This is a genomic window from Rheinheimera soli, assembly GCF_021290985.1.
GTDB lineage: Bacteria > Pseudomonadota > Gammaproteobacteria > Enterobacterales > Alteromonadaceae > Pararheinheimera > Pararheinheimera soli.
The window spans coordinates 1-13,886 of record NZ_JAJOYU010000012.1 but is presented as its reverse complement, the minus strand read 5'-3'; the positions used below and the strand labels follow the sequence as shown (position 1 = coordinate 13,886).

Here is a 13,886-nt window from a genome sequence, read left to right as displayed (position 1 = left end):
GATATTAATCTGACCCTACTAGTTAAACTTATCGCCGCCAATGTTCAACATGAATACGTATTCACCTCCGGCTATGACGCCCCTTTGCAGGGCATTACTAGAATTTTGCATTGTAATGGTGCAGAACAGCGGCTGAACCAACTGATTTATTTGAGTCTTTAGACCAGAGCTTACGCCCTAACTTAATGCAAACTTAGCTGAGTTCAACCAAGTTGCAAGCAGACCGATATGCAAAGGTTGCATAGCAGCGGAATCAATAGCTTACAGTGCTGTTCAAAAATGAGCAGGGAGCAACGCAGCAACAATCTTGCTGTGAGGTAAAAAACCAATAAAAAAGGCCGTGATCAAAACGGCCTTTTTACCCCAGGTTTAAGTCCTGTTATTCGACTTTGCTTACCCTTAACACAGGGGCTGCCGGGTCTGTCGCTGTAAAGCTGACCTTATAATCCGCCTGTTCGGTAATTTGCAGTTTCAGATTTGAACCACCTCTTGTCAGTGTTTTGTCTGTGTTGAGCGTGACATTTTGATCCGCAGAACCAAAATCAACGGTAGACCAATCGGCTGAGGCTATTTTGAATTCATGCTCAGCTACAGCCAGGTTCACAGTCACGCTATACACTCCATCACCATCGTATTGCAGCGGATTGTTTTCACTCCAGCCATTCAGGCTACCACGCAGATAAACAGTAGTTGCTCCATAAGGCACATATTCAGTCACTGTAATAACAGGGGCTTCAGCAGAGGCCGCGTTGACGGTAAAAGTGTAACTGGAGGTTTTAGGAATTGTGATCCTCAGGTTAGAACCACCACGGCTTAAGGTTTTGGCTGCACCTAAAGTGACTTGCTGATCAGCAGAACCAAAGTCGACTGTGGACCAGTCTGCTGATGCCACTTTGAACTCGTAGTCACCTGCGGCAATAGTGATAGTAGTACTGTATACCCCATCCCCGACATAGCTCATAGCGTCAGTTTCACCCCAGCCATTCATAGCGCCACGCACATAAACTGTGGTTAAACCATAAGGAGCAAAATCAGGAGCCCCCATAGTGGCGTCGGCTTTTAAACCTTCGCCCTGAGCACCATTCTGAGGTTTCACAAAAACAGCTGCTGTATAGGCCGGAACAGTGAAAGTACCTTCAGTCGCTGCTTCGCTGAAGCTGGCATCCTGTACCATCAGGTCTGCAGAAGCTGCCTGCACCGGATGTAATACAAAACCTTTGGCCGTTGGTACTTTATGCGATTGCTCTGCAGCAGTCCCGTTAATCACCACCACCACAGCGTCATGCTCAGGGTCCAGATCGGTCAGGCCAATGCCATCGTCTATGCTCATCACAATCAAGCCCGGCGTCAGATTTTTGCCAATGTTATGGAAACCTAAGCGGTCCATCACATTCTGAGCTGTGGTCAGACGGAACAGGTTAGTGCTTTTACGAATTTGCAGGAATTCATTAAATACATCAGATGAAAAATGGATCTCATCGGCACCAGCTCTGGTATTGGATTTGGTCGACACTTCGGCAATAGTTTCCCAGTTGGCACTGTTGTCCTGAGCCATTGGCAAACCTACGTTCCAGTTATTGCTTTCTTTGCTGAAATCGACAAAGTTGAACCAGTCGCCTGAGTCATAGCTGTTACGGTCTAACGACTTAGAACGTAATAAATCATCACCCATTTGCAGAAATGGAATGCCCTGACTTAACACCGGAATAGCCAAAGCAATGTTATTCACTCTGACCCGGTTTTCCAGGCTTAAATCAACACCTGCATTGTGCAATTCCAGCTGTAATTTGTCCCAGATCGCTTCATTATCGTGTTTAGATACATAGTTGATAATATCGGCCGGATCTTCAGCATAACCAGCGGGCTGGCCGTTCCAGGTGACACCTGATGCCACACCCGTATTGCCACGGTAGTCTTCCAGCACAAAGTCTTTTAAGGTGCCGGCTAAACCAATTTCAATGTAGTTTTGCTGCTGACGTTCGCCATCTTCACCTTTGTCTGTAAATAAAGCTGCGCTGCGCACTGAATCCCGGATACGGTCGTTAAAAGAACCTACTTCTGTCCCCGCCATATTGGCCTGACGCGCTTGTTCAAACAGACGATCATCCGCCACTTCACCAAAATTCCAGCCTTCGCCGTAGAAGTAAGTATCAGGATCAACAGCACGCACCAGCTCACGAGCCGCTAAAATATCAGCCTTCGGATGGTGTCCCATAATGTCAAAACGGAAGCCATCAAAGCCGTATTCACGGGCTAACAGCACCAGCGAGTCTTTGACGAATTTATCCATCATTTTGTGTTCAAGTGCAGTGTTTTCACAGCAAGTCGAACGTTCAATAATGCCAGTAACCGGACTGTATCTGTGGTAATAACCCGGCACCATTTTGTCGAACACTGAGTTATCAAATACAGCTGAGGAGTTGGTATGGTTGTACACCACATCCAATACCACACGAAGACCTACTTCCTGCAGAGCCTGATTCATAGCGCGCATTTCTTTGATACGGGCCACGCCTTCAGCACTGGATGCATAGCTGCCTTCAGGCACATTAAAGTGATGTGGATCATAACCCCAGTTAAAACCGTCGGTTGCACGCATGTCGGCCACTAACTGTTGAGCCAGTTCACCGGAAGGCTGATAGGATTTCAGCAAATCCAGTATCACTGTGGCTGCGTTTTCCTGACCACAGACTTTAGCGCTGGCATTCACAGCACATAACTCGCCCACTGTATCAGTGATTTCAACTCTTTTGCTTACGTCTTCATTCACTGTGGCCATATCAGTGGCAGGCAGCATATGAAAATGCGTTACACCACTTTCAGCCAACTTTTTCAGGTGCAATACAGGCGCACTGTCCATTTCAGTAAACGCCAGATATTTCCCTCTGTTTGCTTCGCTGACACTAGTATCACGAATACTGAAATCACGAATATGACCTTCGTAAATCACTGTATCTTCAGGATTTTCAACAGTTGGAATAGTTCGGGTTGCCCAGCCTTCAGGTTTTAAATCTTCGTCGGCCAAATTCACAAACTGACTGAAACGACCATTGGTGGACAAACTGACGGAGTAAGGGTCGGTACTTTCCACTGTTTCTACTTTTTTAGTGGCAGGATGATACACAGTCACTTCAAAGCGGTAGAAAGTACGGTCCAGATTGGCTTTAGTGCCGCTGTAACTCCAAATCCCGGTCTCAGCATCTAAGGTCATCGCCTGAGTCGAGGTCAGAGTTTTTGCTGCGTTATAGAGTTTTAATGCCACGGTGCGGGCAGTCGGCGCCCATACAGCCACAGTCACGGCATCCCCTTCATAGCTGACACCTAAAGTTGCTTCGTCGGCGTCAGCTTCACCGCTGGTATACAAATCGTCCAGTACTTTGGCCGCTTGCACGTAACTGGCGGCTGCCAGCTTGTTTTCTGCATCATGGGCTGACAACACCAGCTGATTTTTTACAATGGCTTTCGCCTGTTCCGCTGTCATTGTGCTGCGATACGCTGGCCAATCGGCCAAATGCGGAACCTTGGCTTTTTGCGCATCTGTCAGTTCAGTTTCTTCCAGCACCAGGGTTTCACCATTGAGCTTATCATCTTCATCAATGGCTAACTCTGCAGTGGCGGAATGGTGTAATTGCACTTTAGTGGCCATGGCGCGATCCACATTCCAGACAAAAGTGTTGGCATCCAGCCAGTGCGCCGCTGAGTTGGCAATAGAAACACCCAAGGCAAGCAAAGGGAATTCAAACACTGAGTTCACACCAGAAAAAGTAAAATTCATCCGGGCAAACTTTTCATCTGACTTAGGCCCCAATAACAACTTCTGATCGCCACCGCCCATTTCTTTGCCAGCGTCATCAGTGCCTATATGGATCAGGAAGTTACCACAAGCACCTTCCACACCAGCCACACCGTCTTTTAACTCCAGCACCCAGTAAGCACCGTAGTTTGGATCCACAGCTGTATGCACCAGACCATTGTCCCAGGATGCGGCCAAAGAACTGTCTTTGTAGGCATCGCACGCATCGTTATTCCAGGTATGTAAGCGGTAGCCTTCATAATTACCGTCTGCTCTTTTATAAAAAAGTGCAGCCTGACCAGCAGCAGGGAAAAACGCCGGGGCAGGAGCATTGGGGTCAACCCCAACTATACAGCTTTCATTTTTTGCATCCGGCACTGTAGGTGCTTTACATTTTATCGGAGGTGGATCAATACAGGCTGTACCTGCGGCATTCGGAATTTGTGGCACATTACAGGTCAGCAGTTTAGTACCGCCTTCCACAGAATCCTCGCCACCACCGCCGCAAGCGGCCAGTGTCAGCGCAGCCAGCCCCAAAAGGGCCAGCTTTAAGCTATTTGTGATCTGAAACATAGTTATCGAACTCCAATCAATTCTTGTTACGAGCACCCGCTCTGAGGCTGAGTGCTGAAGCTGTCACTCAAGGTCAGAACGTATAGTTCGCACCAACAAAATACTGGCGACCAAAAAACTGGATAGTGCCGGTATTGGCTTCATTGCCAAAATAACTTTTGGTCGGTTCATCCGTCAGGTTGTTCACCTGGAACAGCACACCAAAGTTGTCGTTAATCTGGTAAGAGGCCTGATAGTCAATCACCATCTCGCCATCGAAGTTCACGGTCTGAGCTTCTACAGCCACCTGCTCTGACACAAAGTTGTCGCGGTAACGACCACTGATCCGGGTTTCAAAACCTTCGTATTCCCAGAACAAGGTGGCCGTCATGACGTTTTTCGATAAGCCCGGTAAGGTGATATCTATGGTCTGAGCACCTAAACTGACTTGCTGCTGGATTTCACTTTCTGTGTAGGAATAACTGCCGCTAAAACCTAAGCCCTGCCAGAAAGAAGGCAGAAACTTAAATACCTGGGTGTAAGCAATTTCAGCACCGCGGATATAACCACCTTTGTCGTTGTTGACCGCTGTGGTGTAATCCCCCGGAGTTGTAGTGACCGGCGGTAAACCGTCAGGATTGCCTGGTTCTGTGCCAGGCACATATTCAGGAATAGGGAAACCAGCAGCGGCGAAATCAAAATCGGTAATAGTGAAGGTATTGATAAAAGACTCAATATCTTTGTAGAACACGGCTGCAACAAAAGCGCCGTCTGTTTCAGTAAAGTACTTCTCGTAGGAAATATCATACTGAGTGGCATAAAAAGGCTTTAAGAACGGGCTGTTTGAGCTGGAGCCATTCACCTGTCCTGTCAGAGCATTAATGGTATAGCTGGTATTGGACGCTAAACGGTCAATAGGTGGACGCGACATTACTTTAGCAGCAGCAAATCGAAGCTGGTCACTGTCGGTAAGAGCAAAGTTCAGGTTCATCTGTGGCAGATAATCTCTGTACGTCTGACCAATAATACCTGGCTTGTAGCGGGTGTTCACCAAACCTGCTTCATCGGTAATATTCTGCGCGCCTAAAGTGGCGTCCCCACCCACATCTGTTAAGTCAGTGGCGTATTGTTTGGTTTCAACCATACGCACACCAATGTTCCCTGTAACAGGAATAGAGAATACTTCGGTATCCAGATTGGCCATAAAATAAGCAGCAGTCACATCTTCATAGACTTCACCGCTTTGCAAAACAGACCATGCTGAATCAGGGCCACCTGAAACACGTTGAGAGGGTAAAATTCCCGTATTACCTGTGCCCCAGGTTTGTACTGGCTGCGGTATACCCTGCGGAAACCAGGCATTCAGCGCTTTATTTAAATCAATAGCCAGATAACTTGGAAAGTGAGAGAAATTACCACTGAAATCCACCACCTCAACCATATCGTCCGTTAAACGCAGCGGCGGCTGTGAACTTAAAAATGAACCATCTGAGCCATATTCAAACACCTGACGGTCATTAGTGTATTCACGTTCGGAGTAGCGTACACCCGCTTCAAGCGAACTGAGCACTGAGTTATCCAGTTCGTATTTAGCATCCAGTTTGTAGGCATTCACTTCATCTGAGTTGATGTAAGGGTAAATCCCATATTTACTGACCATCACTCTGTCGATATCAGTAAAAGCACCTTCCTGATTAAAACCTACGTCAGGCAGATTCAAACCGTTCAGTAAATAGCTGATGGACACATTGCTATCCAGCACAGGATTAGCGACAGTGGCGTCTTCAGCCACTAAAGCCCACAACAAACCGTTCTTAAACACGCTGTCGGCAGAAGAGTGCGACAGGTCGAAGTTTAACGTCAAGGCATCTGTCGCATCGAAGTCGACATTAAAACCAAAACTTTTCACTTCATCATTATCGGTGTTGTCATCGTTCACCAGTTCAACTCTGGTATAGCCATTGGTTTTACGGTTAAAAGTACCACCTATCACCATATTGTCATTGATCACCGGATTGCCCACAGCAGCGCTGTCACCTTCCAGCTTAACGCGAAAACCACGGGCAAAAGCTTCAGTGTCGAACTTAGATAAAAAGGCATCCGCTTTTACAGTTAACTTGTCAGAAGGGATCCATTCGATAGCAGTCATATAACCGTTGCGGGTTTCCTCTCCGCCCCTGTGCTGCATTTCAAAACCTTCACTGATCAGTTCATTAGGAGATGCTTCATCAATGCCATCCACATCAGCTTGTTTGTTATAAGCCAAGCCAACAAACTGAGTTGACACGCTGGGCTGATACAAACGGGCAAAACCTACAGCCACACCCAAAGTATCTTCTAAAAATTTGCCCTGATAAGAAAAACTAAAGCGATCCCCTGTTTCCTGACCACCAGGAATTTCATTCGCTCTGTCGTTAAACATACCGCGAGCGTTCACTGTGAAATTATGAGTTTCTTTGGCTTTTAACGGACTGGCGGTTTTTAACTCGACAGTACCTGCCACACCACCTTCAATCAGCGAAACTTTTGGTGATTTATACACAGACGCAGAGGAGATCAGCTCAGAAGGATATTGCTCAAACTCAATATTACGCTGGCCACTGGTAGACACCTGCTCGCGGCCATTTAAGGTAGAAAAGACAAAACCGCCAGCCATACCGCGGATGTTAATTTCCGACGCCTGACCACCGGTACGCACCGCAGAAATACCAGGTAAACGGGTTAAGGCATCCGCCATAGAAACATCAGGCAAAGAGCCTAAGTCGTCGGCTGAAATGGATTCGACTACTGTATCGGCAAAACGTTTGTCGTTCAGTGATTTGATTAAACTACTGGAAAAGCCTTTGACTTCAATGACTTCAACTTCTTCTTTGGTTTTGCTGGTATTAGAACCCGCACTGACCTGTTCTTCCTGTTGTGCGAGTTGCTGATTTGCTTCTTCCGCGCTGATACTGCAACTAAAACCTGCTGCAGCAATAGCGAGCGTCAGCAAACTATGCTTATAGTTTGACATGCCTCTTGTCCCCGATTTGGATTGTTATGGACTTTCCCTGTACAACAAAATCAAAGGACGTCCTGGTTTTTATAAAATGTTCCGTGAACAGTTATTAACCAAGCCGAGGCGGCTCACAACATGAATACGTATTCAGACCCACACTGCCGTCACAAAGCAGTGCATCAGGCATTTTTTTGCTCCAAAAAAGGGCAAAGCAGCCCACACCACGAAAGCAGTTCGTGCTGATTTATCGCCTGACAATGGATGTTTGGCTGATTTCGTGTAAAAAGTGCCCTGATCAAAACAGCAGTGTTATTGCACCAGACAGGGAGGAAGGGAGCAGAGCTTGCATCCATACAAGCTCTGTATTATTCAAAAAGTTCGCAATAGCAGCGCCATATACAAAGCACTTTGATACAGAATACAGCTGACAATATCAGCTTATTCTCACACCCGATACGAAGCCGCCTGCTGCTGCAAACGACTTGCTAACTGTGCCAATGAAGTACTGGCATCAGCGCTGTGGGTTGCGCTTCGGGTCATTTCGCCAATGCTGACACTAAACTCGCTGATATTTTTATTAATATCTTCAGCCACTATGGTTTGCTGCTCCGTTGCTGCGGATATCTGCACATTCATATCCACTATAGTGCCGACTGCAGATTTAATGTCTTCCAGCACAGCGCCGGCTTCCTGCGCATTGACCACGCTGCTGCTGGCATATTGACCAGATTGCGCCATAGCCTGCACAGCTTCCCGGGCAGATGTCTGCAGGTTATCAATCATGGCGCGGATAGACTCAGTGGCTTTTTGCGTATTGGTGGCTAAAGTTCGTACTTCATCGGCCACTACTGCAAAACCCCGGCCTGCTTCACCGGCGCGGGCAGCTTCAATGGCAGCGTTTAATGCCAGTAAATTGGTTTGGCCTGCAATAGTCTGGATCACGGCCAGCACCTGGGTGATTTTTTCCGATTCGCCATTCAATTGCTCAATCACCACACTGGCCCCATTCACCACAGTGGATAACTGCTCAATAGAGCCGACATTTTGCATCACCTTCTGATAGCCCTGCTGGGTTTTCTGATCCACATCATTGGCCTGCTCAGAAGTCGCTAAAGCACTGTTAGCAACCTCCTGAATAGCGGCCGACATTTGATTGACAGCTGTGGCTATTAAATTCGCCTGCTGTTCCTGCTCAAACGCAGTGCCGCTGACCTGCTGACTGATTTGGCTCATTTCTTCTGAAGCAGCCGCCAGTTGAGACACAGCATCGCCTAATTCAGTAAAAAACTGATGAACACGACTAATGGTTTGATTAAAAGCACGAGCTGTAACGGCAATTTCATCAGTGCCTGTCACTTCGGCTCGGATACGTAAATCGGATTTATCCCCCACAACGGAAATAGCCTGCTGTAATCGATTCAGCGGACTGTGAATAGAGCGATAAATGAGCCAGGACAAAACGCCTAAACAAATAAAAACCAGCAGTAAAGCAATGACAAATAACTGCAGGAAAAACTGATACTGCTCTGCAGCTGCCACTTTAAACTTCTCAGCTTCGACCAGTTGCACATCAATTAACGCCGCTAAAGATGCGCTGAGCGGGTCAGCCAATTGATACAACTCTGTATTAAAGTCTTTGGCACTACGCAGCATTAAAGACCCATCAGAAATCTGCGCCCTGTATTGCTGCAAGCGTTGCTGGAACAACAATTTTTGTTGCTTGGCTTTTTCAGCCAGCCCAGCTTCTTCTGGGGTTAAGCTGGTTGCCAGATAAGCTTGCCAGACCTGGTCTGCCAACTCGCCTTGTTGCTGTAACTGCTGCACGGCTTCCCCGGCAGTAATGACCTCACCACGATATTTATGCAACAAATCCACTGAAGTCACAGCATAGGCATCCGCTACTTGTTTAATTTGTTTCAGCGGCACTACACGGTCTTCATAGATACTGGTAGCTCCATCACTTAAATGACCCATTTCCCTGACCGAAATCAAACTAATGGCAATTAACACCAGTAATGGCACGCAGACCAACACCAACAAGCGGATTTTTACCGACATTTGATTTAACATTGAGGTGAACTCCTTAACAGATCAGTTACTTAGCAGCTTGGCTTTTTTATTGAGCATAGCCTAAAACTCACAGCTTCAAGGGCGAAAGTCAAAATCTGTCTGGATTCAGTTGTTGCCTTTTGTCCGGCTTTTCTGGATCATCGGCAAAGCACCCTAACTTAAAGAAAGGATTTTATAATGAGTGACACTTTATTGGCCTCTGTGGCAGGTTTCCCGGACTTTATCAGCTTCTTTTTTCTGGCCATTTTATTGGTGGCTTTATTTTGCCGTTTTTACACCTGGATCACGCCACACGACGAATTAGCCTTAATCAAAGAAAATAACAGTGCTGCCGCTGTAGCTTTTGGTGGTGCTTTAATTGGTTTTGCCTTGCCATTATCCAGCGCTATCACTCATTCACTGTCATTAGCCGACTGTGCTATCTGGGGTGCTATAGCTCTGGTGGTGCAAGTATTAACTTTTGCTGTGGTACGTTTTGCCCTGAAACAGCTACCGGAACGTATCACTAAAGGCGAAGTAGCAGCTGGTGTATTTTCTGCCGGTTGTTCTATTGCCATAGGTTTGATTAACTCCGCCAGCATGACGTATTAACCTGCATAACCTATTGAGGAGTCACTGATGAAACAAAAAGTGCTTAAACGCAGTAAAAAGGCAGCTTTAGTGTTAATGGTGCCTACTGCAACTTTTTTAATGGCAGGCTGTGGTCAGGAAGAAGCAGTGCAAACTGCTGCTTTTGAAACCGTTGATCAATGTGCCGCCTATTTTAATCCTGAGCAATGCCGTGCCGATTTAAACCAGGCTTTGACTATGCATACTCAGGTTGCGCCAAAATATACCGACAAAGCCGCCTGTGAAACTGACTTTGGTGTTGGTCAGTGTGAAACTCCGGCTCAGGCTGCAGCGGCAGCTGGTACAGAGCAGCCAGCGCAACAAGCTCAGGCTTCCAGTGGCGGCTTTTTTATGCCGATGATGATGGGCTTTTTAGCAGGCCAAATGCTGAACCGTTCAGGCGGCCAACTAAAACAGCCAGTCCAAGCCCAACCTTTGTATAAATCACGGGACGACCGCAGCACTTTCCGTACTGCAACCAATACACCTGTAGCCAGAGGTGTAGGCCCAACTTATATCAAGCCATCCTCAGTACAACCTAAAGCAGCTGGTACTGTGAATCGTGGTGGTTTTGGTGCTCAGGCCGCTAAACGCTCCAGCTCAACCAAAAGTTTTGGTGGTTAAGAGTCAATGAAAAAAGTAGCTTGTGATGAGCGCCCTGGCTGGCGCTCTTATGCTGAATCTGTTGGCTTTGAATTTCATACTTTTGACGGCGAAGTCTATTGGGATGAAACTGCCTATTACCAGTTTAACCTGCGCCAGATAGAACAAGATTTAGAAGAACCCACCGAAGAGCTGCATCAAATGGCTTTAGGTTTGGTGGATGACATTATCCGCGATGAAGAAAAACTGCAGCAACTCGCAATACCAGAGAAGTTCTGGGATTTTGTTGCCGAATCCTGGCGCGCTAAAGCCCCGTCTTTATATGGCCGGCTGGATTTAGTCTACGACGGTAATGGCCCGGCTAAGTTGCTGGAACTGAATTACGACACCCCAACCTCTTTATTTGAAACCGGTTTTTTCCAGTGGGTCTGGCTGGAAGATCAAATCATGCGCGGCAAAGTGCCACAAGGCGCTGATCAATTTAATTCGCTGCAAGATCAGTTAGAAGCCGCTTTTGCAGAGTTGCCATTGGCCAACCCTTTGTATTTCGCCTCTGTGGCCAACAGCATCGAAGACAAAGGCACAGTGATGTACCTGATGGACATCGCCAAACAAGCAGGTCTCGACAGCCGTTTTATCGAACTGGAACAGCTGGGCGAAGCCAGTGGTCAGTTGGTGGATCTGGACGGTTACGCTATAGGCGGTTTGTTTAAGCTGTACCCATGGGAATTTATGGTGCAGGAAGATTTTGCTTCCGTCATCTTAAGCAGCCAAACCCAATGGTTGGAACCCGGCTGGAAAATGTTGTTATCCAACAAAGGCATATTGCCCTTGCTGTGGCAAAAACATCAGGGACACCCCAACTTGCTGGAAAGTCATTTTGAACAACCAGGCCAAAGTTTTGGCGCAGGCTGGGTACGTAAACCACTGTTTTCCCGTGAAGGTGCTAATGTTGAATTAGTGACTCCAAGCGGCGAAAAAATCAGTGAACCAGGCCCATACGCCGACTCAGCTTTTATCCGCCAGAAGTTTCAACCACTACCAAAATTTGGTGACAGCTACACCATGATTGGCAGCTGGGTAGTAGGCAACAGCGCGGCTGGTATAGGTATTCGCGAAGACAATTCGCTGATCACCAAAGACAGCTCCAGATTTTTGCCGCATATAATTTTGGATTGATGTTAAAGCTCTGGTTGCATTTACTGCATGACCAGAGCTTTAAAAATGAGTCAAGGATTGTTTGCCAGAAAAACCGATTTTATATAAGTGCCACCTTTTTGGACGCCACATTCATCTGTCTCTTCTGTCGCTATATTCACTCTGTGCCCTGATGCCTTTGCTGCAATCAGTAAACTCAGCGCTTCTTTTCTTTCATCAGCTGACCAGCCAACAAAGTAACTCCAGTATGAGCCCCCGACATCCTCTTTATTATTTAAAAAAACTACACCTTTAAGGCCTGCGCCTTTTTCAACCCAAATTCTGCCAACATACAATTCCTGACAATCCAGGGTAGAAGCATTGGCAAAGCTGCAGCATAGCAAAGTGGATAAAATCCATTTTTTCATTTGTCGATCCTTTCACAGTAATATTGTTTTTTTCAAATACATATCAGCGCTATCAATTAACCGCACCAATATAAACCGGAGCTGGTGCACCGGAATAATTAGGAAGCATGGCGCATGAATTATATTGTGGGGTGCTGTTGTAATAAAAGTCTGCCTTTTTTCCATCCTTTTTCAAAGCTAACAACATGCTTGCCCACAAGGCACAAGTTGTAGGACTAACACCCTGCCGTTCTTCTGACAAATTACAGATATGGGTATAATCACCACGTCCGGAATGCAGTACATTTACTGTACCATCGCCGTAAATAAGTACTGCATGAAGGTCTACCTTGCATTCAAAAGCAGCCCACAGTTTTGATGAAAAAATCAGAAGAAATATGATAAGAGCAACATTTATACAAAACTGTTTGATGGTTAACATAAAAACCTAATCGTTAAGAACTTGAAAATATAGAATAGTGTCAGATACAGATTGATCAACACAAGCTCTCGCCGTTCGGAAAACCACCGTTTTTTGCGAAGCAAAAGCCATCATAAGCATACTTAAATATTCTTTAGCCATAGGGCGAGCCATACTGAAAGATAAATAATCACCATTAGAGCCATGGCACTCAGGTTTATTTTGTACTCCACCTACAGGATAAATGTATACGATATTACCTTGCTCAAACATCAAAATACTTTCAATTTTTGCGACAGTATCAGCAGAGGCATTTGAACTAAATAGAAAAAACATCACAACACATAATATATGTTTTCACAGCAATTACATCCTTTTCAACTTATTCACCTATAAACTCTGGATCCAACGAATATCTTCTACTCCTGCACTTACAGTGCATGTATCTGAACCACTGATAGACACACTAGCCCCACTTCGTTGCGCAGCCAACAAGGTGCTGAATATTTTTTCACCTATTTTTGTTCCGCTATCAAACGCAAAATAGTAACCATTAGGGTTGGTTACACAGTCAGGCTTATTAATAGATGCCTGAGGTAAAGCTACGTACACAATATCGCCATATAAAGGGCCAAATTCCATTTGCTGAATTTTCCCCACGTAATAACCAGCCAGAGCCTGCATTGGGATAGTTAAAGCCAGAGCAGCAATCAATCCTTTCATCCAAAAACCTCGTACCTATAGTTGAAGATTAATATCTAGTTTCCCGTCAGCACAAAATGCCTGATATTAACTTTGGCCCAGGCTGGAAATGACTGGCAATTTCCTTTGGAGTCGTCGCCATCAAAATACACAGCTGACAAGCTTTTACCCGCCATTTGGGCACTTAAAAAAGTTGAATACAACATTTTGCAGGTTTCAGGCCCAGTAGTATAAGGAGTTCCTGCCGCAGTCCAGACAGCATCAGGGTTACAGAAAATTACCGGCGTATTCATACTGCTTAGTTTCAGCAGAAAGCTGTTATTCGCATGAAAGGCAAGCTGCTCAACCTTACCTTCACATACTGTTTCGCCTGATTGTGCATAACCAGAAACAAGTCCGAGCACCAATAAAGCTTTTATAACAATTTTTATGCTCATAAAGTAATACCTGACATTATTCATATACTAACCACCACCCAACATAAAGTATTCTGGTAGCGGAGCACTATTGTATGTAGGTAATTGATCACAGCTTGATGCATTGCTGTACATCACTCTTACATTTAACTGATTTTGGTAAGCAGTAGCGGCATAA

The 13,886-nt window shown here is 45.9% G+C and carries 11 protein-coding genes; 3 read left to right on the top strand and 8 right to left on the bottom strand.

Annotated features, from left to right (window positions below; translation table 11 throughout):
* Positions 1-379 precede the first annotated feature (379 nt).
* The 3 genes from pulA to LSG37_RS10060 all read right to left on the bottom strand — a co-directional run bounded on the left by pulA (position 380) and on the right by LSG37_RS10060 (position 9,413).
* Entirely contained in the window at positions 380-4,366 is a 3,987-nt protein-coding gene (gene pulA / locus LSG37_RS10070) for a pullulanase-type alpha-1,6-glucosidase (protein WP_233079746.1), read from the bottom strand.
* A gap of 73 nt (positions 4,367-4,439) precedes the next feature.
* Positions 4,440-7,358 (bottom strand): TonB-dependent receptor, encoded by a 2,919-nt coding sequence (locus LSG37_RS10065; protein ID WP_233079745.1) that lies wholly within the window; start codon positions 7,356-7,358, stop codon positions 4,440-4,442.
* Between the two features lie 429 nt (positions 7,359-7,787).
* Positions 7,788-9,413: a methyl-accepting chemotaxis protein gene (locus LSG37_RS10060; protein WP_233079744.1), complete on the bottom strand. Its 1,626-nt coding sequence runs from the start codon at positions 9,411-9,413 to the stop codon at positions 7,788-7,790.
* A gap of 177 nt (positions 9,414-9,590) precedes the next feature.
* Here LSG37_RS10060 and LSG37_RS10055 point away from each other — a divergent pair, with 177 nt between their 5' ends.
* Genes LSG37_RS10055 through LSG37_RS10045 form a run of 3 tightly spaced genes read left to right on the top strand, consistent with a single transcriptional unit; the run spans position 9,591 to position 11,804 of the window.
* Positions 9,591-10,004: a DUF350 domain-containing protein gene (locus LSG37_RS10055; protein ID WP_233079743.1), complete on the top strand. Its 414-nt coding sequence runs from the start codon at positions 9,591-9,593 to the stop codon at positions 10,002-10,004.
* A 27-nt stretch (positions 10,005-10,031) separates the two neighbouring features.
* The gene (locus LSG37_RS10050; RefSeq protein ID WP_233079742.1) at positions 10,032-10,646 is read left to right on the top strand and encodes a DUF1190 domain-containing protein; all 615 of its coding nucleotides are present in this window, start codon (positions 10,032-10,034) and stop codon (positions 10,644-10,646) included.
* Between the two features lie 6 nt (positions 10,647-10,652).
* A complete protein-coding gene (locus LSG37_RS10045) occupies positions 10,653-11,804 on the top strand; it encodes a glutathionylspermidine synthase family protein (protein ID WP_233079741.1) in 1,152 nt (383 codons plus the stop codon).
* A gap of 50 nt (positions 11,805-11,854) precedes the next feature.
* Here the strand turns inward: LSG37_RS10045 and LSG37_RS10040 are convergent, their stop codons facing one another.
* Genes LSG37_RS10040 through LSG37_RS10020 form a run of 5 tightly spaced genes read right to left on the bottom strand, consistent with a single transcriptional unit; the run spans position 11,855 to position 13,729 of the window.
* The gene (locus tag LSG37_RS10040; RefSeq protein ID WP_233079740.1) at positions 11,855-12,190 is read right to left on the bottom strand and encodes a hypothetical protein; all 336 of its coding nucleotides are present in this window, start codon (positions 12,188-12,190) and stop codon (positions 11,855-11,857) included.
* Between the two features lie 52 nt (positions 12,191-12,242).
* Positions 12,243-12,611, bottom strand: coding sequence for a hypothetical protein (locus tag LSG37_RS10035; RefSeq protein WP_233079739.1), 369 nt, complete (start codon positions 12,609-12,611; stop codon positions 12,243-12,245).
* 6 nt (positions 12,612-12,617) lie between these two features.
* Complete coding sequence (locus LSG37_RS10030; protein WP_233079738.1) at positions 12,618-12,926, bottom strand: hypothetical protein; 309 nt, start codon at positions 12,924-12,926, stop codon at positions 12,618-12,620.
* A 54-nt stretch (positions 12,927-12,980) separates the two neighbouring features.
* The gene (locus LSG37_RS10025; protein WP_233079737.1) at positions 12,981-13,313 is read right to left on the bottom strand and encodes a hypothetical protein; all 333 of its coding nucleotides are present in this window, start codon (positions 13,311-13,313) and stop codon (positions 12,981-12,983) included.
* Positions 13,314-13,348: 35 nt separating this feature from the next.
* A complete protein-coding gene (locus tag LSG37_RS10020; RefSeq protein ID WP_233079736.1) occupies positions 13,349-13,729 on the bottom strand; it encodes a hypothetical protein in 381 nt (126 codons plus the stop codon).
* Between the last annotated feature and the right edge of the window lie 157 nt (positions 13,730-13,886).

What these genes read in the sequence shown, in the direction of transcription:
- pulA (WP_233079746.1), bottom strand. Translation starts at nt 4,366, where the DNA reads ATGTTTCAGATCACAAATAGCTTAAAGCTGGCCCTTTTGGGGCTGGCT.
- LSG37_RS10065 (WP_233079745.1), bottom strand. Translation starts at nt 7,358, where the DNA reads ATGTCAAACTATAAGCATAGTTTGCTGACGCTCGCTATTGCTGCAGCA.
- LSG37_RS10060 (WP_233079744.1), bottom strand. Translation starts at nt 9,413, where the DNA reads ATGTTAAATCAAATGTCGGTAAAAATCCGCTTGTTGGTGTTGGTCTGC.
- LSG37_RS10055 (WP_233079743.1), top strand. Translation starts at nt 9,591, where the DNA reads ATGAGTGACACTTTATTGGCCTCTGTGGCAGGTTTCCCGGACTTTATC.
- LSG37_RS10050 (WP_233079742.1), top strand. Translation starts at nt 10,032, where the DNA reads ATGAAACAAAAAGTGCTTAAACGCAGTAAAAAGGCAGCTTTAGTGTTA.
- LSG37_RS10045 (WP_233079741.1), top strand. Translation starts at nt 10,653, where the DNA reads ATGAAAAAAGTAGCTTGTGATGAGCGCCCTGGCTGGCGCTCTTATGCT.
- LSG37_RS10040 (WP_233079740.1), bottom strand. Translation starts at nt 12,190, where the DNA reads ATGAAAAAATGGATTTTATCCACTTTGCTATGCTGCAGCTTTGCCAAT.
- LSG37_RS10035 (WP_233079739.1), bottom strand. Translation starts at nt 12,611, where the DNA reads ATGTTAACCATCAAACAGTTTTGTATAAATGTTGCTCTTATCATATTT.
- LSG37_RS10030 (WP_233079738.1), bottom strand. Translation starts at nt 12,926, where the DNA reads ATGTTTTTTCTATTTAGTTCAAATGCCTCTGCTGATACTGTCGCAAAA.
- LSG37_RS10025 (WP_233079737.1), bottom strand. Translation starts at nt 13,313, where the DNA reads ATGAAAGGATTGATTGCTGCTCTGGCTTTAACTATCCCAATGCAGGCT.
- LSG37_RS10020 (WP_233079736.1), bottom strand. Translation starts at nt 13,729, where the DNA reads ATGAGCATAAAAATTGTTATAAAAGCTTTATTGGTGCTCGGACTTGTT.